Source organism: Paracraurococcus lichenis, assembly GCF_030657435.1.
Taxonomy (GTDB): domain Bacteria; phylum Pseudomonadota; class Alphaproteobacteria; order Acetobacterales; family Acetobacteraceae; genus Paracraurococcus; species Paracraurococcus lichenis.
In genome coordinates, this window is sequence record NZ_JAUTWS010000380.1 from 1 (window position 1) to 781 (window position 781).

1 protein-coding gene is annotated in these 781 nt (G+C 59.7%); it reads left to right on the forward strand.

Annotation, left to right across the window (positions count from 1 at the left end; translation table 11 throughout):
• Positions 1–524: 524 nt before the first annotated feature.
• Positions 525–781 (forward strand): CsbD family protein (locus Q7A36_RS40350; protein WP_305109418.1); only part of this gene is annotated, 257 nt, incomplete at its 3' end.

Sequence of the window (781 nt, forward strand, 5' to 3'; positions counted from 1 at the left end):
CCGGGCTTCAGCAAAGGCAATGACCCGGCGAAGCTCGCCGACGTTGAGGTTCTCCAATGCCTGGATAAAGGCCGGGTGCTCCATGCTCTTCTCGCTCTCGGAGGTTTTCAAAGGTACATCCTGTACCGACGATGTTCGGGCCCGTTGGGTGCGGGGGCGGCCTAGCGACGCTTTGGCCATGAAGCTTCTCCATGGAAACTGAAAACACGCCTCTATAATGCGGCCGTTTTATGGGAAACGGAAATCAACCGATCTTCTCGATATTTTGCACAGAGGCCGGCAGGAATGTTTAAGCGGAAAAATGCCCATTCCACCGCGTGCCGTCCGCCGGAGGAGGTGCGTCACCGGACAGCGCTCCTGCCGTGGTGATCAGCCGGCAAAAACCGCAACGTGTGACTACTCCCCCGCCTGAAGGCGGGGGAGTAGTCATAACGAAGAACCAGGGCCGTGTTTCTGACGTTAGAAGATCGAATCTGTCCCGCGCCGCCGGCCGGGCACTTCGGAACCCTTAGTAGGAGATAATCATGGATTCGGATCGCATCATCGGCGTCGCTCAGCAGATGAGGGGAAGTGTCGAGGCAGAAGCGGGGCGGCTGATCGGTGATACGAAGTTACAGGTGGAAGGACGCGCCGAGCAGGCCGCCGGGACCCTGCGGAATACGGCCGGCAGCATCAGAGACGCAGACCACGAAGTCGCAGATGACCCGCAAGCTGAGGTCGAACGCCTCCGTGCGGAGGTCGAGCGGATCTCTGCAGAGCCCGCTACACCGAGGTTGGATGT